Genomic DNA, 21,051 nt, shown 5'->3' on the forward strand with positions numbered 1-21,051 from the left:
TTTGATTATAAATCGCCTTGATAGTCTGGGCAAGGGCAGGAAAGAAGCGTTCAATGGGAAATTCCGCGAATAAAAGTGCTCACGATATACTGAAAACTCACCTCACAATCGAGCTCCAGCCCGAACCCTCCCAGGTTCTCAAGGGTGGTAAATCCGTGCACCAGGCTTTGAAGGCCCCTCACAATGTGAAGTGCCTGTTCACCCTGGTACCCCAGAGATTCGATCACAAGCAGGGCAATTTGAATGATGTCCTGTTGCGCCTCTATTAATTCGATGTCATCCTCAGGCTGAGGTGCACTCAGACTGATCCAGTATAAACCGGGGTTGGCTTTAATATATGCCCGGTAGACGTTTGCCAGCTTTTCTAGCGCCGGTGCGCCCGACTGCCCAATTACGGCCCTTCCCATTTGTTCGGCTAATTGACGGGCATTGAAAAGAGCCAGTTCGCGTAACAAACCGGGCATACCATGAATATGGTTGTAAAGAGAAGGCGGGCGCACCCCCACATGCGCGGCAAGGCGATGAAGCGTGAGGGCGCCAACCCCTTCTCTATTCACCAATTCGACCGCCGCTTCGACGATTGTCTCCCGGTTGAGGCCTGTTTTACGAGGCATGCGTCTCCACAGGCTGGTTTTCCAGCTGTTGCAGGAAAGGCAGGATTCTTTCAAAGGTTTCCCGGGGCATCTCGGCGTGCGGATAGTGACCTGCGCCGTTCACCATTTGATAACTTCCGCGAACCTGTTCGGCCACCCAGCGGGCCTGCCCTTCGGGGTCTTTGAAATCCGGGTCTAAACTTCCCATCAAGATGAAAGCCGGAACACGGGTCTTATTAAGCCGTTCACCAGATGCAGTTTTATCGGCGGCCATCATTTTCTGCAGGGCTTCCATGCGCCCCGGCTGGCGTAGATTATCTCTTAAGGTGGCAATGTATTCTGGAAGATCGTGGGGTGGGCGTGTGGGGTAGAGCCTGGCGTAGTATTTGGTCCAGAGAGAGGGCCCCCATGGGCGGGCGAAAGCGAGCGAGAACAGGAATTTCAGCCACGGATCTCCCTTGCCATGAACAAACGGGCCAATGAGAACCATGCCTGAGATCTGATCGGGGGCTTCCACAGAGGCCCAGATGGAAGCTCCAGCGGCCATGGAAGTGCCAATCAGCGTTGCAGGCCCTGCTTTCAGCGATTCGATTAATGCGAGGATGTCCTGACCGATGGCGGCGACAGAATAGTCTGGCCAGCTGGTGCTGGTTTCCCCATGTCCGCGAACATCCATACTCACCGCCCGAAAACCGGCGGATGTGAGCAAAGGGAGCAAAAACCGATATTCACTGCGCAGATCTCCCATGGAAGGTACGCACACGACCAGCGGGCCTTCGCCCTGGTCGTCATAAGCAATGTTCCCGCCGGAAGTGTGAATGAACCGGGTAGGCATGAAAGTGATCTCCTCGTAAGCTAAATATGTTAGTAATATAACTAATAAGATTAGCTTTGTCAATATTCAATTTAGATAAAATCACTCATGAAAGGGGACTTCGGGAGAGGTGTATGGAAGATTACCGGATAGAGCCTCAGAGAGCGAAAATTTTGATATTTTAGGTGCGGTTCAGATACTTTTCAGTCTATCCATCGACGATAAGAATGTTGATCTGATTTAGTAGAGGGATTGACGCTTTGGGTTCCGTTCCGGCCAGGCCTCTGGAGACACTGGAATCAAAAGTGTCCCTGGCGGAGGTCGAATATCACCCCTCGATGGGGTCTGCGGCCTCTAGTGGCACTGGAATCAAAAGTGCCCCTGGTAGAGGTCGAATATCACCCCTCGATGGGGTCTGCGGCCTCTGGTGGCACTGGAATCAAAAGTGACCCTGGCAGAGGTCGAATATCACCCCTCGATGGGGTCTGCGGCCTTCTAGTGGCACTGGAATCAAAAGTGCCCCTGGTAGAGGTCGAATATCACCCCTCGATGGGGTCTGCGGCCTCTGGTGGCACTGGAATCAAAAGTGCCCCCGGCAGAGGTCGAATATCACCCCTCGATGGGGTCTGCGGCCTCTGGTGGCACTGGAATCAAAAGTGCCCCCGGCAGAACTCGAATCTGCAGCCTTTTGCTCCGCAAGCAAACGCTCTATCCAATTGAGCTACGAGGGCAGGCGCTTGAAATTATACCGCGTTCAAACAAAACGTCAAGGGACGAAATGAGAGGGAACTTGAGCCCTCTTTAATCGGTATGGCCAAAGCCTCCACATTTTCCGGGTGGAGGCTCTGGCCTATGATCTGGAATTTATTGTCCCTGTGAGGGCAGGGCTGGCGACGACTTAAAGTCCAAGAACATGACGGTCAGATCCTCATCGGTAGCATTTTTATAGCAATCCCATGGCATTAATCCGGCGTTGAGCAGTTGTTTGCCGGGGGTGAAACAGGTGCGGATAATCGTGATGAAATCGGTCGTGGGCCAGGGAGCCAGGTCTACAATGAAAGGCGAAATGGATTAAAAAAGGGCTTGACAACCTTCTGGAAACCCTTATAATCACACAAAATACATATTTGAAAGACCATGACGAGGACGAGTACGCGCCACCAGGGCGTCACAGAGAGCAGGGGTTGGGTGAAAACCTGCACGCACAGTAGCGCCGAATGGACCTCTGAGTTGCAGGGTGAACGGTTTTCCAAGTAGCCCGCGCCGGAAATGCCACCGTTATCAGGGCAAAGGGTATCGCAGAAATGGCTGTACCCGTAAACGAGTGAGGCTGGCTTTTTCCCTGTTGTGCATCACAACAGGTTTTTTGGTTAACCGCAGCCTAAGTTGGGTGGCACCACGGACATTAAACGTTCGTCCCAAAGGGAACGAACGTTTTTGTTTTTTAATAAACCAAAGGAGGAATCCCATGTCTGAGCAAACGCGTTTTATATTAACCGAGAACGATATTCCGCGCTTCTGGTACAACATCGCTGCTGATAGCCCCGTACCGCCTACGCCGGTTTTACATCCGGGTACCAAGGAACCGGTGACCCCCGATTTTCTTTCGGCGATCTTCCCGATGGAGATCATCTTACAGGAGATCAGCACCGAGCGTTACATCGAAATTCCTGAACCCGTCTACGAGGCGTATAAACTTTACCGCCCAACGCCCCTCATCCGCGCCCTGCGCCTTGAGAAAGCGCTGGGCACACCGGCTCACATCTACTATAAATACGAAGGAGTATCCCCTTCCGGCAGCCATAAATCGAACACCGCTCTTGCCCAGGCTTTCTACAATAAGGTGGCCGGCACCAAAGCCATGACCACTGAGACCGGCGCCGGGCAATGGGGGTCGGCGCTTTCTATGGCCTGTAAATTCTTTGGCATCGATCTGGAAGTTTACATGGTCAAGGTGTCTTACAATCAGAAGCCCTATCGGCGCTACCTGATGGAAACCTTCGGTGCTCATGTGTATGCCAGCCCAACCCACCGTACTCAGGCCGGACGGAATATCCTGGCGCAGGACCCCGAAAGCCCCGGTTCACTCGGCATCGCCATCTCAGAAGCCGTGGAGGTGGCTGCCACTTCCAATGGTGCCAAGAAATATTCCCTTGGCTCCGTGCTCAACCATGTTTTACTCCATCAGACGGTGATCGGTGAAGAAGCCATCAAACAGATGGACCTGGCCGGGGAATACCCGGACATGGTCATTGGTTGTGTGGGGGGCGGTTCAAACTTTGCCGGTATTGCCTTCCCCTTCCTGCGAGAAAACCTGAAGCATGGGCATCGCACGCGCCTGATCGCGGTGGAACCCAAGGCAGCTCCATCGCTGACGCGGGGGGTTTACGCCTTTGACTATGGCGACACCGCCCAGATGGCCCCTATTGTAAAGATGTACACCCTGGGGCATGATTTCATCCCGCCTTCGATTCACGCCGGAGGACTGCGCTATCATGGCATGGCTCCAGCTTTGTGTGCCCTCTATGATGCCGGGTATATCGAAGCGGTCGCCGTCGGGCAGCTTGGGACGTTTGAGGCGGCGATTCAATTTGCTCAATCGGAGGGCATTTTACCTGCCCCTGAATCGGCGCATGCCATTCGCACGGCGATCGATGAGGCGTTGAAGTGTAAAGAAACCGGGGAGAAGAAAGTTATTCTGTTCAACCTTTCCGGCCACGGGCACTTCGATTTGAGCGCCTATCATAAGTATCTGGCGGGCGAGCTGGAGGATTACGACTTCCCCGAGGAAGCCATTGCATCCATCAAGGAACGGCTGCCTGAAGTCAAGGCTTTTGCGTAGAGGATAGTCAGAATCGCGGGTGGTCTCTGATGGAAAAAAGCCCTTCGGAGACCACCCGCCAGGTTAATCCAGGAGCACGTCAGCCAGTTGCGCTGTATGGGGGAGGATAAGGTCTGCTCCGGCCCGGCGTAATTCTTCTTCCTGCCCAAAACCGCACAGCACCCCCACGGTCTGAGCGCCAGCAGCCTTACCGGCACGAATATCCACCACGGTGTCGCCAACCATTAATAATTCTTCAGGTTTTACCCCCATTTGAGCGGCGGCCCAGCGGATCGGATGCGGAAAAGGTTTGGTAAATTCACAGGTCTGAGAGGTGGCTACGCAACGGAAAAAGGGTTCCAGCTCAAAGTGTTGCAAGAAAGCCAGTGTACCTGCGTGATCACGGGCGCTCACCACCGCCAGTGGAAAATGCTTGTGCAACCTGTGAAGGGCTTCTTGTACCCCGGGGATGAGTAAAAATCGCTGTGAGCGAAGGACCCCGCGCTGCCTGTTCAGCCAGTGGAAAAGGCGGCCTATTTCATCATCCAATCCGAATCGGTCAAACAGGGAATAAACCAGGTTGCCCGGGCTTTCTGCCGCCATGATGGCCCAGCGCGCAAACCGCGACGGATTTCGTTGGGGGAAGATCCAGCTCACGGGTTTAAGCCAGCCAGAAAGACGCGCCACCCACAGGTCATCTGTATCACTCAGGGTGCCGTCTACATCAAAGCAAATCCCGCAAACGCGTTGCCGGTCAATTCCCATAGTCTTATTTACGCTTCTTTGTCCTGCATGCCCCCTTCAACTTCTTCGATGGCCTCGAAGGGGGTGGCACCGCCATAACTCACGCGCAGCAAGCCGGGAAGATAACGGTCCATGGTATGCACGGCGGGATAAATGGCGTTGGAGATCAGGTCTACGGTCAATTCCTGTCCGGCAAAGCCAAGGCTGCTCTTGTAGCGCACTTCACCATCGGCATAATCCAGCTCGAAGTTCCCGATCCGCAGGCCGTAATTGGCGCGGGTGAGGTATTCAGCCACAGCGGGGCGTACCTCTTCCGGAATTTTTACCGGAGCGATGGCATAAAACAGGAATTCTTCTACGTCTACCCGGATGATTGCATAACACCGCAGGTCGCCATGACGCCCGTTGTAGGTCATGGAATAGGAATATTTTCCTCCCACCCGGCGGGGGTACCAGCCATCCTCCTCAAGGAAGCGCCCGAGGACATCGAAGGCTCTCAGGCTGTTGGGATGGTGAGAAGACGATTCAGACAGAGGTTCATCTTCAGGGGTCATACTGCCTCATTAATGGGAGCTGACATATTCAAGGGCATACTTTGCGTCCTGGTAGGTAGGGTTGGCACCCAGAGCTTTCCAGAACATTTCTACGGCTTCATCTTTTTTACCCTGCCGATAAAGCCCCCAACCACGCCAGAGCATGGCTTCTTCGGAGTTAGGGGTGATTTTGAGGGCATACTCGGTAAGGGTAAGCAGGTCGTCGGTGCGCAGGGAATGGAAATATGCCAGGAACGGCCCGAACTGATAACGCAACATCCGCTGAGGCAGGCCGATTTTTCTGGCCTGATCGTAGGCAAGGGCGGCTTCGTTCGCGCGGTCGAAATAGATCAAATTGGTGCCCAGGTTAAACCAGGCAAAGGCATTGCGCGGGTCAGTTTCGGTTTCACGCCTGGCGCGTTCCAGGGCGCGTTGACGGTTAATATCGCGGTCCCATTCCTCGCCAAGGATCGATCGAACGGTGTCTTCCTGTTCGGGGCGGAACACCAGGATGAACACGCGATTAAACGATTGCCAGTTATGATCCAGGTCTGCATACGATACTCGAATATCCGGGCCCACAAAAGAATCCTGCGCGGTAAACAGCTTCAGGGTGTCGTCGTAACCGGTGACCAGCAGGTAATGGCCAGCCCAGCGGTCGTCGTTGGGCCAGTAGCTTTCGGCCATCATGAAGGTTTCTTCGATCATGACGGGAATGCCCGCGGCGATGAAACGGCGCAGTAAATCGGTGCTGCCGCCCACACGGTATTCGGTGCGCAGCCAGCCTACGCGGTTGCGCACGAAGTGATCCAGTTCCTCTACATTGACATTGCGATCTTCACGCATGGGCTTGATCATTTCGGCAATGTCTTTCTGGCTGCCGTCCCAGCCATAAAAGCGCAGATACATACTCAGGGTGGCAGGCCCACAGTTGTTGATATCCTGTTGATCGTAAGCCGGAGCGGGTAGCTCCACTGTGGGAGGCAGGGAAGTGGGTGTGGGAGTGATGGTGGGTGTGAGGGTCGGCGGAGCGGGCGAGGTGGTTCCCTCGGGGGTTGGGGTGGCCGTTGCCCCGACCGTTGAGGTTGGGGTGGTGGTTGGGTCTACGGCGGCCTGCACCACGCGCGGGGTGGGCAGGGGTTTGACCGGATCGATCACTCCACGCAAATAGGTTTTTACCACCATCACCCGCCAGGCAAATCGCTCATGAAATTGAGGGTTGAGGTTGAGAAGCCATACCAGTAGGATCAGGCCGGAAAGGGCCAGTATGGCCCATCCGATTTTGGGTATTTTTTGTTTAAACATAGGGCGAATTTTACCAGATTAAACCGCCCATCCTTCCTAAAGGAAAGTTCCCCCTGCCAGGATGGCCTACTGCCTAAGCATCCATAAAATGCGATCATAAGAAAGTGCATAGTGGAGGATTATGACCACAAGGAAGGCGATGGCCCATCCACTCTGTCTGGCCGCAAAGAGCAGCCAGACAGCTCCACCAAAGAAGCCTATTTCTAACAAGAGACGAACGATGCCGTGCACGGCGATTGGGGCATACCCGGGGTCGCCCGGAACACGGACGGTTCCCCAGAGAAGAGCGGCCAGCAGAGGGAGGATGATCGTCCACAGCCAGCGCTCCAGACCTGTGTGCTGGGTCCACCCCCAGAACCCCATAGCGCCCAGCGCGCCCAGTTCCAGGATAAAACGCAATGCCAGGTTAAGCGGATGATTTGCCATACGCCTATCATACCCTGAAACTGCGCTATACGCAATTTTGTAAGGTAAACGTAATGGGTGCTTCGATAAATCCTTGATATAATTTTTCGCAAGCCCTTTTCAATTTTTACCGAGGCCGCATGGCATTAAAAGGCAACCTGCGCGATTTTTCCATCACTCAATTGCTTAACCTGATTAACCTGGCACAAAAGACGGGCACACTGGTCATTGAAGGTCCCGGTGAAACAGCGCAGATTGCATTTCGCCAGGGCAAACTGGCTTACGCTCAGCTGGGTGGGGAAGATGGCAGCCTGGCGGCTATTCTGCATCAGACCCGCCGGATTTCTGCCAGTCAGTACAGGCTGCTGAAAGAGCGTGCTTCGACGATGAGTGACAAAGAGCTGGGCCTGCTGTTGATTAACGCCGGTTACCTGACCCAGGACGACATTCTCTCCAGCTTACAGACTTATTTTATTAATATTATCCGCCGGCTTTTCACCTGGGTGGAAGGGTTCTTCCGCTTTGAGCCCGATACTCTCCCCGGGGATGGCAAAATTACTGTGCGGGTTGACCTGGAAAATTTGATTATCGAAGGTTCCCGCCAGTTGCGCGAATGGGAACAGCTTCAGGAAGAAATCCCCAGCCTCGATATGGCGCTCAAGTTCACCGAGCGGCCCGGTACAAACCTGCGGAACATCAGCCTTTCGGTAGAAGAGTGGCGGGTGGTCTCTTACGTTAATCCGCGAAACACCATCCGTCAGATTGCCCGTGCCACCAAAATGAATGATCTGGAAATCCGCCGGGTGGTTTACGGGTTAATTCAGGCCGGGCTGGTGGAGATTGTCCGCCCTGAAGGAGCACCGCCGCCCAGACCCCAGGTTCCCCAGGCGCGCCCCTTCCCGACCGCCGATAAGAACGAGCAAAAATCGCTGGTCAACCGCCTGATTAACCGGATTCGATCCTTATAACCAGAGTTGTGAGGGAAAGATTTGATGCAAACTGTCAAGATGGTGGTCACAGGACCTTTCAATGCCGGGAAAACAGCCTTCATCCGGTCTGTCAGTGAGATCGATGTCGTTGCCACCGAACGCCGGATCACCTCGGAGGCGGAAAAGGTCAAAGAAACCACCACCGTTGCCATGGACTTTGGGCGGATTACCGTAGATGATGACCTGGTGCTGTATCTCTTTGGCACACCGGGCCAGAAACGGTTTGACTTTATGTGGGAAATTCTCTCTGAAGGAATGCTGGGTTTCATCGTTATGGTCGATAGCACCCGCCCCGAAACCTTCCGGGAGGCGCGCAGTATCCTGCAAACATTCCGGGCTTATGCGCCAACCCCCTATGTGGTGGCGGCTAACAAACAGGATATGAAAGACGCCTGGGAACTGGAAGATATGCGGCTGGCATTACGGCTTGACCCCAAGGTAAAATTACTCCCCTGTGTGGCTCATAAAAAAGAAAGCGTCAAAGCGGTTTTACTCGAATTGTTGTATTCCATTCTGGCCGAAATGGAAGCGGGCGATGCCTGAAGCCACCCGCTGAAGGGGGTACTTTGTCTTCCATCACGACGGATCAGGGAATTCTTCATTACGAGGTCTTTGGCCGTGGTCGGCCGGTGATTCTCCTGCACGGGTGGCTTGGCTCGTGGGGCCTGTGGCAGGAGACGATGACTTTTCTGGGACGATCTTACCGTACCTATGCGCTGGATTTCTGGGGCTTTGGCGAGTCTGGCACCAAACGAAACACATATAATGTGCAGGATTTCATCAGCCTGGTAGACCAGTTCATGGAGCAGCTTGGCATTCAGCAGGCCCCTCTGGTCGGGCATTCCATGGGGGGAACGGTGAGTCTGTCTGTGGCCATTCAATATCCTCACCGGGCGAGTAAGGTGGTGGTCATCGGTTCTCCCATTGCCGGGTCTTCGCTGGCGCTGGCGCTCAAGTTTGCCGGTTACCGTCCGATTGCGTGGTTGCTTTTTACCTTCTTTCCACTCTTTCGGGCAGCGATGCGGCTGGCCTCTCCTTTCATTTGCCGCGACCCGCGCTTCCCTGACATGATGGATCGCGACCTCTCGCGAACCACCCTGGAATCGTTCCTGGTGAGTATTGCCACTCTGCGCCGCACCGATTTGCGACCCAATCTGGGAAAGATCGGGGTGCCAGTGATGGGCATGTACGGAGATCGTGATAATATTGTGCATCCCCGGCAGTGGCAACCTCTTCTGCAAGGGGTACCTCATGCCCGTATTGAGCGCTTTTCTCGCGCGGGGCATTTTATCATGCTGGATGAACCTCAGGATTGTATGACGAAGCTGAAAGACTTTCTGGATGAACCTGTAGAAGCGAAATGAACCCCGAATCTCAACCTGCTGGATTGATGAACGAGATAGAAATCGTTTTGATGGAGGGGATCAAAGAAATCGTGGGGCCTGAACATGCCGGGGAACTCCTGGCTCATCTGCAGAGAAGGCTGGGGATGGCCAACCGGCAGGCGCCGGTTAATCCGGCGGCTCTCCAGGCGATCTTAACCGAGAGATACGGTTTGTTGAGCGGGCAGGGTGTGGCGCTGCGGAGCGGACGGGCGGCTTTTCATTACGGGTTGCGCCGCTGGGGAGAAGAAAGTGGAATGATCTCTCAGGAATTTCGCCTCCTTCCCTTTCAGCGGAGGGTACGCCTCGGGTTAGAAAAGATGGCCTTCCTGCTCGCGCGGTATTACCAGGCGAAAATCACTACCCATGAGGATGAATTTTACTGGTACTGGAGGGTCGAAGCCTGCCCGGCAGGTAAAGGGATGGCAACCCCTCCGGGTTGTTCACTGGTGGTCGGCCTGCTGCAGGAGTTCATGACCTGGTCGGGCGGTGGAAAGTTCTTCCGCGTTCGGGAAAACACCTGCCTGAGCAGGGAGGACGATTGCTGTGAATTTCAAATTGAAAAGAAAGCTGTTGAATAGTTCCCATTCCGGATACCTGCGATGTTGAAGATCATTCTGCAATCCAGACGCCCCATTGTGCCGTTCAATGAACCGGCGCGTGATTTGCGCGTGCAGAATAAACCCCTCTGGTTGCTTCAGCGCGACGTGCTCGCGCCGTATACCACGCGGGAGATCGAACTCCCCCCGGGGGCGCCACTTCCTCAGGTGCATGAACCGTGTATTGTCTACCGGGATAACCTCTTCTTTGACGATGACTACATTCGGGCCTTTCTGGAAGCGGCCCAGAAAGCGAACCGACCGGTGCGGGCGGCGTTTTCGATCACCGATCCGGCCTTTCGTGAGCACATTCTCCCTCTTTCTTTATCTTATACTCCTGCCGGTGAACTTTATCTGGCTGACCTGTGGTATTATCCACGCGGCCCCGAACCAGGCGCCGAGCCGCTGGTGATCGATCTCCTCTCCCGTGAAATTGGTTATTATCATATTCCTCTGTATATGGCCGCCTCGCAGGGTGACCTTGTCTATCAGGTGCCATTGCGCAGTCTGATTGCCATTGATTCCTGGGTGCACATTTTCATCGCCGACGAAGTCTTCGGGTTGTTCGGGCGCGGGGCGCGTTTTGAAGAACGGCTGAACCGTGATCCTTTCTTCAAGCTTAAGTTGTTCGGGAAAGCACTTTACGAAGGTCGCCAGGTGCTTAAATGTTCGGGTGTGGTGCAAATTGGTCGAAACTGTGTCATTGACCCGGATGCCATTATCCATGGCCCCACCACGATTGGCGATAACGTCACTATCGGCGCCAATGCAGTCATCGAAAACTGTATCATCGGCGATAACGTCAATATTTCGCAGGGATGTCAGCTGATGCTCTCAGTGATCGGCGATGGTACATTCCTGCCCTTCAGGGCTTCCACTTTTATGACGACGGTGATGGATAATTGCCTGATTGCCCAGAACACCTGCCTTCAGATGTGTGTGATCGGGAGAAACACGTTTATCGGGGCGGGCTCAACCTGGACAGATTTCAACCTGCTTTCAGCTCCGATTAAGGCCCGGGATGGCGCGGGGCAATTGAGGCTCTCTAACCGCCCGGTACTGGGCGGCTGTGTGGGGCACAATTGCCGCATTGGGTCAGGAATGATCGTCTATCCTGCGAGGATCATCGAAAGTGATGTGGTGCTCTTTGCCAGCAAGGAACGCCGGGTGATCGACCGCGATATTTACTACGAAGACAGCGATCATCACCGTCTGAAACAGGCCAACCTCCACAAGCGCCTGTATCCCCGCCCTGGCGAAGAAGCCTCTGAAAGCTGGTAATCCTGCCAGGGAACAATCCCAGGAAAGCCACCGGGCCTGCGGGTTCCTTCAGCGAGCCACGGTCTCAGGCCGGGGTGCATACCAGGCGTGGTCTTTAATCAGCAGGGCCAGTGGCATGAGGTGGAGAATAAGGACGATCAGGTCGGATAGCCCAAAGTCATCGAAGATGATCGTCAGAGAGGCAATGGCCAGGGAGAGGATTGCCCAGGGGTAGGCCAGGCGCATGTGCCTGGTCAGACCGAGGTATGCCGCGAGCAAGGCTGCTGCGGCCATCCACGAGAGGATAACCATGGCAACCCTGATCCAGAGCGGGTCGGGCAGGGAAGGGTGAAGCCCGGTAGCGATGAGCACGCCAAGAATCAGCCAGATCAGGCTATCCATTACGAGCAGGGTTAATCCTAAAGGGATTGTGGCAGGTCGCGCTTTCATGAGTCACCTCCGAAAATGATTGTAGCACTTTCGTGGGATCAGGAATTCCCCCTAAACAAGCAGCCCCTTCTCTTGAGGAGAAGGGGCTATCCAGTTTTGGAAAGGTGAGGAGATTAATAAATATCGTTCACAGTATTGTAGACATTGAACTTTCCGGTGGGGGTGACCAGATTAAGAATGCGAGTTTTTTCCTGAAGGGTAGCATCATCATAAACCACGATTTCACCTGTTTCGCCGGGTTTGCTGGCATCTCCCCACACACTGACCCACACCTCGGTACCCTGACGATTGTATTCCATGTGTACAGCGCGGCCGTAGGTGGCAATTTCCCAGCATTGATATACTTTAGAGGGGTCTTTTTTGGCAATCACACAGACGGTGCGGGAAAGGGCCGGGTCAGAATTGAGGGCCATGTCCACCCAGATCCAGGGGCTGTTGGGGTGGGTCTTGATGAACAGGCTGCCCGAGCCAGGGAGAGGTGTTACCCGCACGGCTTTCCAGGCCGAATCGGGATGGCCTTCGGGGTCGGTGCCGATGGAAACGATGGCCCCTTCTCCGAGATGCGAGGTGCTCCACACCGGGCCAAATTCAGGGTCAACCCAGTTGGCGCCGCGCCCGGGATGGGGTACGGCAGGAGTATCGACCAGGGCGGCCAGTTTGCCTTCCAGCGCGTCTACCACGGCGATTTTATTGGACTGGTTAGCCGCCACCAGGAAGTAACGTTTCGAGGCATCCCAGCCGCCATCATGGAGGAAGCGTGCGGCTTCGATCATTTTGATGGTGGGGTTGTTGGGGTCGGCATAATTCACCAGCCAGATCAGGCCGGTCTCTTTGACATTGATAATCCATTCAGGCTTGTATGTAGAGGCAACAATGCTGGCGACGCGTGGTTCGGGGTGATATTCCTCGGTATCAAAGGTGTAACTGCGGGTGCTGACCACCTTGAAGGGTTCCAGGGTTTGTCCATCGAGGATGACGAAGTGCGGGGGCCAGTAACAACCGACAACGGCATATTTATCGGTAAAATCACCTTCCTGGCCATTGTATTTACTCACTTCTACCGAGCGGGCATCGTAACACACCTGAACCTCGGCCACTTTTTGTGGAATCTCAGTCCACAGGTCGATCATGGCCAGTTTACCGTCTCGCCCGATGACGTAAGCATATCGCCATCATGGAGGAAGCGTGCGGCTTCGATCATTTTGATGGTGGGGTTGTTGGGGTCGGCATAATTCACCAGCCAGATCAGGCCGGTCTCTTTGACATTGATAATCCATTCAGGCTTGTATGTAGAGGCAACAATGCTGGCGACGCGTGGTTCGGGGTGATATTCCTCGGTATCAAAGGTGTAACTGCGGGTGCTGACCACCTTGAAGGGTTCCAGGGTTTGTCCATCGAGGATGACGAAGTGCGGGGGCCAGTAACAACCGACAACGGCATATTTATCGGTAAAATCACCTTCCTGGCCATTGTATTTACTCACTTCTACCGAGCGGGCATCGTAACACACCTGAACCTCGGCCACTTTTTGTGGAATCTCAGTCCACAGGTCGATCATGGCCAGTTTACCGTCTCGCCCGATGACGTAAGCATATCGCCCGCTGGCCGACATGCGGGTAATGTGCACGGCATATCCGGTATCTACCCTGTCGACCACTTCGTAGGTGTCTCCATCGATGATGGCCACCTGACCGGCGTCTCTGAGGGTGACGATGAAGTAGTTTTCCCAGTCACGCCTGGTCTGCGGGCTGGTGGGGCGCTTTTCGGGGGGCACGAGGACTTTCCAGGTAGCCTTCATCTGTTCAAGCGACATTTCAGGTGGTGTGGGGGGTTCTTCTTGCAGGAATTTGGCCATGATTTCGGTTTGCTGTTGGGTCAGAAAACCCTGCTTGCCCCAGTCGGGCATACCGCGAGGGGTGCCGTTGAAGATGATCGAAGCCAGAGCAAGGGTGCCTTTGGGCTGGGTTTTGTCAGGAGTGAGCGCCGGGCCTGTGGCACCTTTGCGCAATGTGCCATGGCAGCCTGCACAGCGCTCAAAGTAGACCTGCTTGGCCCAGGCGAATTCCTCTTCATTTATGAGTTCAGTCTGGGTGGCTGGAGTGGGGGCATTCTCTTCTTGAGAAGCGGAGGCTTCTTCTTTCGGTGGATTCATGAGGAATTGCACCATGGCATTGATTTCTTCATCATTAAAAAGATTGGCCAGGGTGGAGGGCATGAGGCCTTTCTGGCAGGGTGCACCGTTGCAGTCGGGGGCAATGTAGGCATCGGGCTGGCGGATCGATTCCGCCAGGAACTCCTGAACCGTCTTCGCCGATCCGTGATATTCTCCTTTGTCCAGAGCGGCCTGTGCCGTCTGGTTGATGTTCGTCAGGTCAGGGCCGATGGTGCCGACGGCCCCTTTGACGCTGGGAATGATATGGCAGGCGCCGCACCCGCCTTTTTGAAAGGCCTGTGCAGCCAGTTCAGGGCCGTATAAGCCAGCCGGCGCGGGTTGAACCGTGGTGGGTGTGGCAGAGGGAGCGGCATTTGTCTCTGCACACCCTGCCAGTACCAGCACCAGAAGCAACAACCCGGCACCGAATGTGCATATTTTTTTCATGGGTTCTCCTCCTGAGGGGCAATAAACAGACTATTTTGATAAGATTATGTTTTTCGGGGGTTAAATTCTTTGCGCCAGCGCAAATGGAACAAAATACAACCTGGCGGGGAAGGCTTAAGCACCCATGCTGAAACATGAACCAGAGTAGCTGCCGGAGGAAAAAGGTCATTGAATCGCCTGGAGACTCATGCTATTATTGTTTTGGATGATTCGTCAAAGCGGCTGAACTCTGGGGCGGCGAAACAACGTTGTGCCGATTCTCTGGATCGATCTCGCCCGATTGCGGACGAGGTTTTTGTTTTTTTGACAGGGAGAGGAGGTGCAGCTATGGCAGTAATCACCATTTCACGTCAGTTTGGTAGCGGAGGCGATGAAATTGCCGACCGTGTCTGTGCATTGCTGGGGTATCGGCGTTTTGACAAGCGTTTGCTGGAGCAGGCAGCTGCCGAGTCGGGGTTATCTGCTCAGGAGGTGATCGATTACTCGGAAGATAATTATCGGGTAAAGGGATTCTTCGAGCGGCTTTTTAACCGGCCGGTCCCTGTGGCTACGGTCAGTGTATGGCGAGAAGATGCCAGCGGGACGCGCAGTGCAGAAAGTATCGTTCTGGATGATGCGGCGGCGCTGGGGCTGGTTCAGAAGGCAGTACGGGCCGCCTGCGAAGCGGGGAATATGGTAATTGTCGGGCGAGGCGGACAGATGATCCTCAAGGACCACCCTGAGGTGCTCCATGTGCGCATCGAAGCCCCGATGGAGGATCGCATTCAGCGCGTCAAAGAACACCTTAAACACGAGCAGAAGGCCTATCGCGCTGATATTACCCTGAGACGAGAAGCGCAAGACCTGATCGTAACCCGAGATTACGCCTCAGCCGATTACATCCGGCAATATTACAAGGTGGACTGGGCTGATCCACTGCTTTATCACATTGTGTTGAATACCGGGTTGTTGGGTATTGAAGAGGCGGCGCAGGTCATCGCGCGCCTGGTGGAGATACGCGAAAAACAACCCGCCTGATGGCCTGCTGATGGCCTGAAGGACAAAGGCAGGGTGCAGGCCAGGCTACGGGAAGGCGCACCCTGCCTTTTTTTTATTTTTTCTGCCGGGCGAGTTGAGCATAATAAGCACCGATAGGAGTAAGGGTTGCGTTTTCTTTCACCAGCTCCACCCCGGGGCCGATGGCCCATGGTGCATCTACTGGCTGGCGATTGGTATAGGCGGCGACACGCTCAATCCAGGTTTGACTCAAGAACCAGCTGGTCATAGAGCGAAAATCTTCCAGGTTCCCGGCGGGTGAGCCGTATTCCGTAACCCAGTACGTCCCGCCGGTGAGGTTGTGATAACTGGTGAGGAAGTCCTGGGCGACGCGGGGGGTGATCCAGGCTTCGGTGTAGGCGTGGACGTGCCAGTATTCCGGTAAGGGAAGGTTGTTGTCGCGGAGTTCCCGGATAAAATTGCCAATCCAATCGGAGGCGAAAACACTCCAGCCGCCAACCACCAGCCGGGCATGAGGCAGTTCCTGCCGCAGGCTGGCATAGCGCCGGGCGGCTTCGGCGGGAGAAAGTCCACACCCATTGGGTGCACCCAGGTTAGGCTCATTGAAAACGAGCAGGTAGCCCTCAAAGTCAGGGGGCAGGTGGCGGATTTTCCCGTCATACGCCATGGGCACGAACGCCGGTGTACTGGCTGTCATGGGCTGTTCGGACCAGTTGTAATACCATGTCACATCGAGCAGACGCAGATCATCAGCCTCGGGCACGGCCAGTGCCAGACCAAAATAGGGCGGGGGAGAGGCTCTGGTGACCAGGGGGAGGAAGACGGTGAAATGATCGGTTGAGGGTGGTTCACTTTGAGCGGTGACGCTGCCAGAAGAAAAACACCAGTGAAGAAGGAGCAAACCAAGGAGAACAGGGGCGAATCCTTTCGTTTTCATCCGGTGATACGATCCTCGAGGGTGAGATGATGGGGCGGCTGCTATCCGTGCATGTGCCCATGGTTATCATCGCCAGGAGGAAAGGCACTTTGAGGCAAGATCTGTAAAAAAGAGGTAAAGCGGGGGTGAATTACAAATAAAAAACCCGGCTGGAAGCGCCGGGTAGAAGAGAGACCACGAACGGTGTGTTCAGATGAGCACGTCAATCACCATGGCGAGGAAAAGGAAGGCCAGATACATGCTCGAGACGCGATACATCATCCAGGCATTTTTATTGCCGCCCCGGCGAAACACCCGCCATGCACTGAGGACCAGCCACGCACCGAGAAACAGAGCCGAGACGAGATACACGCTTCCGGCAAGCCTGAACAGGGGGATGAGTAAGGTGAGGGCGACCAGTTCAAGGGTGTACAAAAAAACCTGTTTGCGGGTGGCTTCTTCACCGCGCACCACGGGGAGCATGGGGACGCCACCGCGGGCATAATCATTGCGCCGCACGAGCGCCAGGGCCCAGAAGTGGGGAGGTGTCCACAGGAAGATAATGGCAAACAGGAACAGTGAGGGAATGTTTAAACTACCGGTGGCGGCGGCCCAGCCCACCAGCGGCGGAATAGCACCTGCCCCTCCACCGATGACGATGTTCTGCACGGTGGTGTACTTAAGCCAGATGCTGTAAATCAACACGTAGTAGACCATCCCGGCCAGAGAAAGCAATGCCGAGAGCAGGTTCACAAACCCGGCCAGCAGGAAAAAGGAAGCCAGCACAGCCCCGGTGCCATAAGCCAGAGCCTCGGCAGGCATCATTCGACCTGAAGGGAGGGGGCGCCGTGAAGTGCGCTGCATGGCCCGGTCGGTCTCGCGGTCGATGTACTGGTTGAGCGCGCTTGAGCCGCCAGCCGCCAGGGCTCCGCCGAGTAAGGTCCAGAAGGTGAGAGAAAGCGAGGGGAGGGTTTTTCTGCCCACTACCATGCCGGCGTAGGTGGTGACGAGCAGGAGAAGGACGATGATGGGTTTATTCAGGGCGATAAAATCCTTGAGACGGCCTCCGAATGGCATTGGCCGGGGCAGAGGAGCCGATTCCTCCGCCGGAGTGCGGAAAACAGATGAGGCCATGGCCAGAATTTGAGCCACCCAGAATGCGGCTGAGGCAACTGCATGAAGGGCATTCAGCTCGGGGGGGAAATTTCGGCTGACCATGAGCGCTCCCAGGAGAATTTGCCCGGCCAACAGGATGAAAGCGGCTGTAGCGGCGGTCAACTCAACCGCGTGGTGCCGCTCTGAGCGCCAGGCACGGAGAAAGAGCATGGTCTGCAGGAAGATGGCGATCAGAGTGAGGGTACGATGGGTGAGCGCCAGACGTGCCAGCGGGGTTTCAGCCGGGCAGAGCGGCCAGGTGGTGCAGGCGGCCCCGGCATGAAGAGCCGAGACAATACTTCCACTGACAAAAAGGGCAAAGAGCACCCCTGTGGTGACAGCCGCCCACCGGGAAAATGAGGTGCGAAGCCCGGGTGTTGAAGCCACGGGAAGTGACGAACCCAGCACGGCCACAGTCAACCATCCGAGGCTGAGCATGGCAAAAATTTGATGTAAGACACCAACAAGAACCCCGGCAGAGAGGTTGCGGGTGGCTGCATACCCCCCCAGAACGACGTTGGCCAGCATGAAAAACGCCGCCGCATAAACTGAAAATGCAACGGTTTTCTTCCCCGGCATGGAGCGCGCCGCCCAGACCGCCGCCAGGCCGGTGAGCAACATAGAGGCGGCAGATAGCGCACGGTGGAGCACCTGCAACCGGGCCTGGTCTCCGGTGGGAAGGGTGAAACTGCCATTGCAGGTGGGCCAGTCAGGGCAGGCATGGGCGGCGTCTCCGATGCGAACCAGCACGCCAAAGGCCATCAATAGAAATGTGAACAGAAGTGCTGCAAAGAGCAGGTAATGGAAGTTTTTATGAAGGTGAGGAGCGGAGATGTTTGCGGACATAGAACGGGTATCCTGCGAGGAAGATAAAAGCGAATGAAAACCATTGCAGGGCATATCCCATGTGCGGGCCTTCACTCAGGTCGGGTTCGGGCAGGCTGCGCGCTGGCAGAGACTGCCCGTTGAGAGGGGCGGCAATCAGGTAGAGCGGAGCGATCGGAACATTCATCTGCTGGCTCAGACGCGGAAGGTCGATCCAATTCCAGGCATCCAGCCGACCCCGGGGAGCATCCACCGCCCCCCCGAGGCTGCGGGTTTGTTGAGATGGCATTAACCGCCCCCGCACGGTGATGCTTCCTTCTTCGGCGTATTTCGTCCGTTTCGATGGGTCGCCATCTTCCAGAGGGATCCAACCCCGATCGACGATCACGGCCTGGGTGCGGCCTTCGATGAGCAATGGGGTCAGGAGATGAAACCCGGGCCGGTTTTCCCAGATCTGATTCCGGAGCACCACCTCGCTGGAAAAGTCGTATTTCCCGGTAACGATGGCATCGCGATAGATGGCTGTGTTCCAGTCGGATGGGTTAGCCTGGTTAAGGTCGAGAGGTGGAAGCCCCATGGCCTGTTGAATCAGGGCATTGCGGGCGCGGCGCTGTTCCAGACGATCCAGTTGCCAGATGCCAAGCCGCACCATCACCATGGCGGCCAGGAGAACGAGCAGGGTGGTGAACAGCCAGCGCGGGGTTAAGAACGCGCGTAAGGGAGAGCCTTGCTTCAGGGCAATGCTACGGGGGTTCATGCTGGGCGCTCCGATGATGGAGAAGGATGGGTTTTAAGGGGAAAAATAAGAAAGGAATAAAGCACAAGCATGAGGCTGGTGGGTAATCCCATGGCCAGCACTCCTTCCAGACGTGTGCTGCCGGTGAGGGCCGGAAGAACTTCGATGCCAAAGACTCTGGATTTCTGGAAGGAACAGTCGTAGGTGTAGCTGTTCGGTGCGCCAACCTCCAGCACCCCACTTGAACCTGGCGGCACCCAGACCGGGCCAAGCTGATGGCTGACGCTGTCTTCATTGCGGACGATTAAAAGATCACCTTCCACAAAGGTCATTGTGGATGGCAGGGTGAGGGCGTCTTCTCCGGCGGCGATGCGTTCCGCGGTGCCCGGTGGAATCACCAGGACAATTTGCCGGGCATCATCACGGGTTTGCGGGTCTTTCAGGAAGTGGTACGAGCTTTCAGAGACCAGCCAGGCTCCTCCAAGGCCGATCAGGAGAGAAATGAAAATGCGCAGGTAAATGGCCATGCTGGTTTTCATCGGCGGTTCCGGATGATGGCTTTGATATCAGAAAGCAAATCTTCTACAGGCGTGCCAAAAGCGTAGGTGACACGCAAATTCCCCTGCGGGTCAATGAGATACAGTCGGGCTGAATGATCCACCAGATATTGCCCGCCTTTACCGGCTGGTTGTTCAGCGCGGTATACGCCGTAAGCCTGCCAGACGGACTCCAGTTCGCTCAGGCTTCCCGTAAGGCCCAGGATGCGTGGATCAAAAGCGGCGGTGTAACCGGCAAGCTTTTCCGGGGTATCGCGTTGAGGGTCTACGGTGATAAAGACGGGGGTTACCCGGTCAGCTAATGCACCCAGGCCTTTGAGAACCTGTTTCATTTCACCGAGGGTAGCCGGGCAGACGTCCGGGCAGTAGGTATAGCCGAAAAAGAGGAGAACGGTCTTTCCGCGTTGCTCACTCAGGCGAAAGTCTCCCAGAGCAATCTCCGGCGCGGGGATGGGTGGATCGATGACAGATCCACGCAGGGCGTGGGGCTGCAGGCTGAAGGCCGTGATGGCTACCACCAGGCCCGTCAGCACCCCGATTACCAGCAACCAGAAAGACCGATGCATATCAAATCGCCATCCCGATCAGATACAATGCGGGGTAGAAGAAAATCCACACCACATCGACAAAATGCCAGTAATTGGCGGCGGCTTCCACTGCCCAGTGGCGTTCGGCAGAATAATGGCCTTTAAGACCGTTCCTGAGAATGATGGCCAGGAAGATGACTCCGGTGAGTACATGGAAGGCGTGCATGCCAGTCATCATATAAAAAACTGCTCCCTGGGGGCCATCGGCAGGGCCAAAATGCGCCATCCGCCATTCCACCCCGATGACCCCCGCGAGGAAGCCAATACCGAGGAGCATGGTGATGAGGGTGCTTGTGATGAATCCACGCTGGTTTCCCTGAGAGATGTGCACCTCGGCGCGGTTCATAAAGAAGCTGGAAATGAGTAATACCGAGGTAACGATCAATCCCACGAACTGATCCAGATCGGGGCGGCGATTACCGAGCAGGTAGAAGCGCGTCACCAGCAGGCCGCCAAACATAAAGGCATCGGACAGGATGAACAGCCACAACCCGATCCGCTGTGTGCGCAGTTTGTAGGCATAACTGTGAGCAGGTTTGAGGGCAGGAACTTCAGCGCTCATTCGTGTTCTCCTTCTTCGCGGAACGCGCGTTTAAGGTGCATAAAGTACCAGATCACCAGCCCGGCTTTGATCAGGGCAATGACCCAGAGAAGGATGACCGGTAATTCATGCGTTCCAATAAAGTATTCGATGGCAGTGAGGATGGCCAGAAAGACGAACACCAGCACACCACGGCGGAGTTCATCGGGTCTGGAGGGAGAAGTTTCAGGTTCCATGGACAGGC

General features: G+C 55.4%; 22 protein-coding genes, 1 tRNA gene, 1 pseudogene and 1 other annotated feature. Of the genes and pseudogenes, 7 read left to right on the forward strand and 17 right to left on the reverse strand.

Annotated features, from left to right (window positions below; all coding sequences use genetic code 11):
- Nucleotides 1-50: 50 nt before the first annotated feature.
- From ATHL_RS01355 to ATHL_RS01365, 3 genes are all read right to left on the reverse strand, one after another.
- A complete protein-coding gene (locus tag ATHL_RS01355) occupies nucleotides 51-614 on the reverse strand; it encodes a TetR/AcrR family transcriptional regulator (RefSeq protein WP_062189012.1) in 564 nt (187 codons plus the stop codon).
- Nucleotides 604-1,428 (reverse strand): alpha/beta fold hydrolase, encoded by an 825-nt coding sequence (locus ATHL_RS01360; protein WP_062189014.1) that lies wholly within the window; start codon nucleotides 1,426-1,428, stop codon nucleotides 604-606. Before ATHL_RS01360 ends, ATHL_RS01355 begins: the two co-directional genes overlap by 11 nt.
- Before the next feature lie 636 nt (nucleotides 1,429-2,064).
- Nucleotides 2,065-2,138: transfer RNA gene (locus tag ATHL_RS01365), tRNA-Arg, on the reverse strand.
- A 397-nt stretch (nucleotides 2,139-2,535) separates the two neighbouring features.
- Nucleotides 2,536-2,831 (forward strand) — a binding site (T-box leader).
- Between the two features lie 44 nt (nucleotides 2,832-2,875).
- On the opposite strand from ATHL_RS01365, the gene ATHL_RS01370 reads away from it, so the two are divergent.
- Complete coding sequence (locus ATHL_RS01370) at nucleotides 2,876-4,249, forward strand: TrpB-like pyridoxal phosphate-dependent enzyme (protein ID WP_062189016.1); 1,374 nt, start codon at nucleotides 2,876-2,878, stop codon at nucleotides 4,247-4,249.
- Nucleotides 4,250-4,312: 63 nt separating this feature from the next.
- Here ATHL_RS01370 and ATHL_RS01375 read toward each other — a convergent pair whose 3' ends face one another.
- From ATHL_RS01375 to ATHL_RS01390, 4 genes are all read right to left on the reverse strand, one after another.
- Entirely contained in the window at nucleotides 4,313-4,993 is a 681-nt protein-coding gene (locus ATHL_RS01375; protein ID WP_062189018.1) for an HAD family hydrolase, read from the reverse strand.
- An 8-nt stretch (nucleotides 4,994-5,001) separates the two neighbouring features.
- The gene (locus tag ATHL_RS01380) at nucleotides 5,002-5,526 is read right to left on the reverse strand and encodes a type III secretion system chaperone family protein (protein ID WP_062189020.1); all 525 of its coding nucleotides are present in this window, start codon (nucleotides 5,524-5,526) and stop codon (nucleotides 5,002-5,004) included.
- A 9-nt stretch (nucleotides 5,527-5,535) separates the two neighbouring features.
- The gene (locus ATHL_RS01385) at nucleotides 5,536-6,810 is read right to left on the reverse strand and encodes a C39 family peptidase (RefSeq protein WP_062189022.1); all 1,275 of its coding nucleotides are present in this window, start codon (nucleotides 6,808-6,810) and stop codon (nucleotides 5,536-5,538) included.
- Nucleotides 6,811-6,876: 66 nt separating this feature from the next.
- Nucleotides 6,877-7,236, reverse strand: coding sequence for a YrdB family protein (locus ATHL_RS01390; RefSeq protein WP_062189024.1), 360 nt, complete (start codon nucleotides 7,234-7,236; stop codon nucleotides 6,877-6,879).
- Between the two features lie 119 nt (nucleotides 7,237-7,355).
- On the opposite strand from ATHL_RS01390, the gene ATHL_RS01395 reads away from it, so the two are divergent.
- The 5 genes from ATHL_RS01395 to ATHL_RS01415 are packed head-to-tail and all read left to right on the forward strand — an operon-like array spanning nucleotide 7,356 to nucleotide 11,466.
- On the forward strand, nucleotides 7,356-8,183 hold the full coding sequence (locus ATHL_RS01395) for a DUF4388 domain-containing protein (protein ID WP_062189026.1): 828 nt from the start codon (nucleotides 7,356-7,358) through the stop codon (nucleotides 8,181-8,183).
- 24 nt (nucleotides 8,184-8,207) lie between these two features.
- Complete coding sequence (locus ATHL_RS01400) at nucleotides 8,208-8,747, forward strand: GTP-binding protein (RefSeq protein WP_062189028.1); 540 nt, start codon at nucleotides 8,208-8,210, stop codon at nucleotides 8,745-8,747.
- Between the two features lie 23 nt (nucleotides 8,748-8,770).
- Nucleotides 8,771-9,568, forward strand: coding sequence for an alpha/beta fold hydrolase (locus ATHL_RS01405; RefSeq protein WP_062189030.1), 798 nt, complete (start codon nucleotides 8,771-8,773; stop codon nucleotides 9,566-9,568).
- On the forward strand, nucleotides 9,565-10,167 hold the full coding sequence (locus tag ATHL_RS01410; RefSeq protein WP_062189032.1) for a hypothetical protein: 603 nt from the start codon (nucleotides 9,565-9,567) through the stop codon (nucleotides 10,165-10,167). The genes ATHL_RS01405 and ATHL_RS01410 overlap by 4 nt, the downstream gene beginning before the upstream one ends.
- Nucleotides 10,168-10,188: 21 nt before the next feature.
- Nucleotides 10,189-11,466, forward strand: coding sequence for a DapH/DapD/GlmU-related protein (locus ATHL_RS01415; RefSeq protein WP_062189034.1), 1,278 nt, complete (start codon nucleotides 10,189-10,191; stop codon nucleotides 11,464-11,466).
- 48 nt (nucleotides 11,467-11,514) lie between these two features.
- Here the strand turns inward: ATHL_RS01415 and ATHL_RS01420 are convergent, their stop codons facing one another.
- The 3 genes and pseudogenes from ATHL_RS01420 to ATHL_RS01430 all read right to left on the reverse strand — a co-directional run.
- On the reverse strand, nucleotides 11,515-11,895 hold the full coding sequence (locus tag ATHL_RS01420; protein WP_062189036.1) for a hypothetical protein: 381 nt from the start codon (nucleotides 11,893-11,895) through the stop codon (nucleotides 11,515-11,517).
- A gap of 113 nt (nucleotides 11,896-12,008) precedes the next feature.
- On the reverse strand, nucleotides 12,009-13,025 hold the full coding sequence (locus tag ATHL_RS01425) for a cytochrome D1 domain-containing protein (RefSeq protein ID WP_062189038.1): 1,017 nt from the start codon (nucleotides 13,023-13,025) through the stop codon (nucleotides 12,009-12,011).
- Between the two features lie 38 nt (nucleotides 13,026-13,063).
- A pseudogene (locus ATHL_RS01430) lies at nucleotides 13,064-14,062 on the reverse strand (cytochrome D1 domain-containing protein); the annotation flags it as partial.
- Nucleotides 14,063-14,821: 759 nt separating this feature from the next.
- Here ATHL_RS01430 and ATHL_RS01435 point away from each other — a divergent pair.
- Entirely contained in the window at nucleotides 14,822-15,511 is a 690-nt protein-coding gene (locus tag ATHL_RS01435) for a cytidylate kinase-like family protein (protein WP_062189040.1), read from the forward strand.
- A 73-nt stretch (nucleotides 15,512-15,584) separates the two neighbouring features.
- On the opposite strand, the gene ATHL_RS01440 is transcribed toward ATHL_RS01435, so the two are convergent.
- From ATHL_RS01440 to ATHL_RS01470, 7 genes are all read right to left on the reverse strand, one after another.
- Nucleotides 15,585-16,427 (reverse strand): glycosyl hydrolase, encoded by an 843-nt coding sequence (locus tag ATHL_RS01440; RefSeq protein ID WP_062189042.1) that lies wholly within the window; start codon nucleotides 16,425-16,427, stop codon nucleotides 15,585-15,587.
- Between the two features lie 189 nt (nucleotides 16,428-16,616).
- On the reverse strand, nucleotides 16,617-18,407 hold the full coding sequence (locus ATHL_RS01445) for a heme o synthase (protein ID WP_162787536.1): 1,791 nt from the start codon (nucleotides 18,405-18,407) through the stop codon (nucleotides 16,617-16,619).
- Entirely contained in the window at nucleotides 18,373-19,143 is a 771-nt protein-coding gene (locus ATHL_RS01450; protein ID WP_062189044.1) for an SURF1 family protein, read from the reverse strand. The genes ATHL_RS01445 and ATHL_RS01450 overlap by 35 nt, the downstream gene beginning before the upstream one ends.
- On the reverse strand, nucleotides 19,140-19,661 hold the full coding sequence (locus ATHL_RS01455) for a hypothetical protein (protein WP_062189046.1): 522 nt from the start codon (nucleotides 19,659-19,661) through the stop codon (nucleotides 19,140-19,142). Before ATHL_RS01455 ends, ATHL_RS01450 begins: the two co-directional genes overlap by 4 nt.
- Nucleotides 19,658-20,245, reverse strand: a complete 588-nt coding sequence (locus ATHL_RS01460; protein WP_062189048.1) for an SCO family protein — start codon at nucleotides 20,243-20,245, stop codon at nucleotides 19,658-19,660. The genes ATHL_RS01455 and ATHL_RS01460 overlap by 4 nt, the downstream gene beginning before the upstream one ends.
- A 1-nt stretch (nucleotide 20,246) precedes the next feature.
- A complete protein-coding gene (locus tag ATHL_RS01465) occupies nucleotides 20,247-20,828 on the reverse strand; it encodes a cytochrome c oxidase subunit 3 (RefSeq protein WP_062189050.1) in 582 nt (193 codons plus the stop codon).
- Nucleotides 20,825-21,043: a cytochrome C oxidase subunit IV family protein gene (locus ATHL_RS01470; protein WP_062189053.1), complete on the reverse strand. Its 219-nt coding sequence runs from the start codon at nucleotides 21,041-21,043 to the stop codon at nucleotides 20,825-20,827. Before ATHL_RS01470 ends, ATHL_RS01465 begins: the two co-directional genes overlap by 4 nt.
- Nucleotides 21,044-21,051 lie beyond the last annotated feature (8 nt).

The sequence above is a fragment of the Anaerolinea thermolimosa genome (genome assembly GCF_001050195.2).
Classification (GTDB): domain Bacteria; phylum Chloroflexota; class Anaerolineae; order Anaerolineales; family Anaerolineaceae; genus Anaerolinea; species Anaerolinea thermolimosa.

Excerpts from the sequence above, each read along its gene's own strand:
- ATHL_RS01395 (WP_062189026.1), top strand. The coding sequence starts at position 7,356 with ATGGCATTAAAAGGCAACCTGCGCGATTTTTCCATCACTCAATTGCTT.
- ATHL_RS01355 (WP_062189012.1), bottom strand. The coding sequence starts at position 614 with ATGCCTCGTAAAACAGGCCTCAACCGGGAGACAATCGTCGAAGCGGCG.
- ATHL_RS01450 (WP_062189044.1), bottom strand. The coding sequence starts at position 19,143 with ATGAACCCCCGTAGCATTGCCCTGAAGCAAGGCTCTCCCTTACGCGCG.
- ATHL_RS01410 (WP_062189032.1), top strand. The coding sequence starts at position 9,565 with ATGAACCCCGAATCTCAACCTGCTGGATTGATGAACGAGATAGAAATC.
- ATHL_RS01470 (WP_062189053.1), bottom strand. The coding sequence starts at position 21,043 with ATGGAACCTGAAACTTCTCCCTCCAGACCCGATGAACTCCGCCGTGGT.
- ATHL_RS01400 (WP_062189028.1), top strand. The coding sequence starts at position 8,208 with ATGCAAACTGTCAAGATGGTGGTCACAGGACCTTTCAATGCCGGGAAA.
- ATHL_RS01370 (WP_062189016.1), top strand. The coding sequence starts at position 2,876 with ATGTCTGAGCAAACGCGTTTTATATTAACCGAGAACGATATTCCGCGC.
- ATHL_RS01415 (WP_062189034.1), top strand. The coding sequence starts at position 10,189 with ATGTTGAAGATCATTCTGCAATCCAGACGCCCCATTGTGCCGTTCAAT.
- ATHL_RS01465 (WP_062189050.1), bottom strand. The coding sequence starts at position 20,828 with ATGAGCGCTGAAGTTCCTGCCCTCAAACCTGCTCACAGTTATGCCTAC.
- ATHL_RS01375 (WP_062189018.1), bottom strand. The coding sequence starts at position 4,993 with ATGGGAATTGACCGGCAACGCGTTTGCGGGATTTGCTTTGATGTAGAC.
- ATHL_RS01455 (WP_062189046.1), bottom strand. The coding sequence starts at position 19,661 with ATGAAAACCAGCATGGCCATTTACCTGCGCATTTTCATTTCTCTCCTG.
- ATHL_RS01390 (WP_062189024.1), bottom strand. The coding sequence starts at position 7,236 with ATGGCAAATCATCCGCTTAACCTGGCATTGCGTTTTATCCTGGAACTG.
- ATHL_RS01445 (WP_162787536.1), bottom strand. The coding sequence starts at position 18,407 with ATGTCCGCAAACATCTCCGCTCCTCACCTTCATAAAAACTTCCATTAC.
- ATHL_RS01385 (WP_062189022.1), bottom strand. The coding sequence starts at position 6,810 with ATGTTTAAACAAAAAATACCCAAAATCGGATGGGCCATACTGGCCCTT.
- ATHL_RS01435 (WP_062189040.1), top strand. The coding sequence starts at position 14,822 with ATGGCAGTAATCACCATTTCACGTCAGTTTGGTAGCGGAGGCGATGAA.
- ATHL_RS01360 (WP_062189014.1), bottom strand. The coding sequence starts at position 1,428 with ATGCCTACCCGGTTCATTCACACTTCCGGCGGGAACATTGCTTATGAC.
- ATHL_RS01440 (WP_062189042.1), bottom strand. The coding sequence starts at position 16,427 with ATGAAAACGAAAGGATTCGCCCCTGTTCTCCTTGGTTTGCTCCTTCTT.
- ATHL_RS01425 (WP_062189038.1), bottom strand. The coding sequence starts at position 13,025 with ATGATCGACCTGTGGACTGAGATTCCACAAAAAGTGGCCGAGGTTCAG.
- ATHL_RS01460 (WP_062189048.1), bottom strand. The coding sequence starts at position 20,245 with ATGCATCGGTCTTTCTGGTTGCTGGTAATCGGGGTGCTGACGGGCCTG.
- ATHL_RS01420 (WP_062189036.1), bottom strand. The coding sequence starts at position 11,895 with ATGAAAGCGCGACCTGCCACAATCCCTTTAGGATTAACCCTGCTCGTA.
- ATHL_RS01380 (WP_062189020.1), bottom strand. The coding sequence starts at position 5,526 with ATGACCCCTGAAGATGAACCTCTGTCTGAATCGTCTTCTCACCATCCC.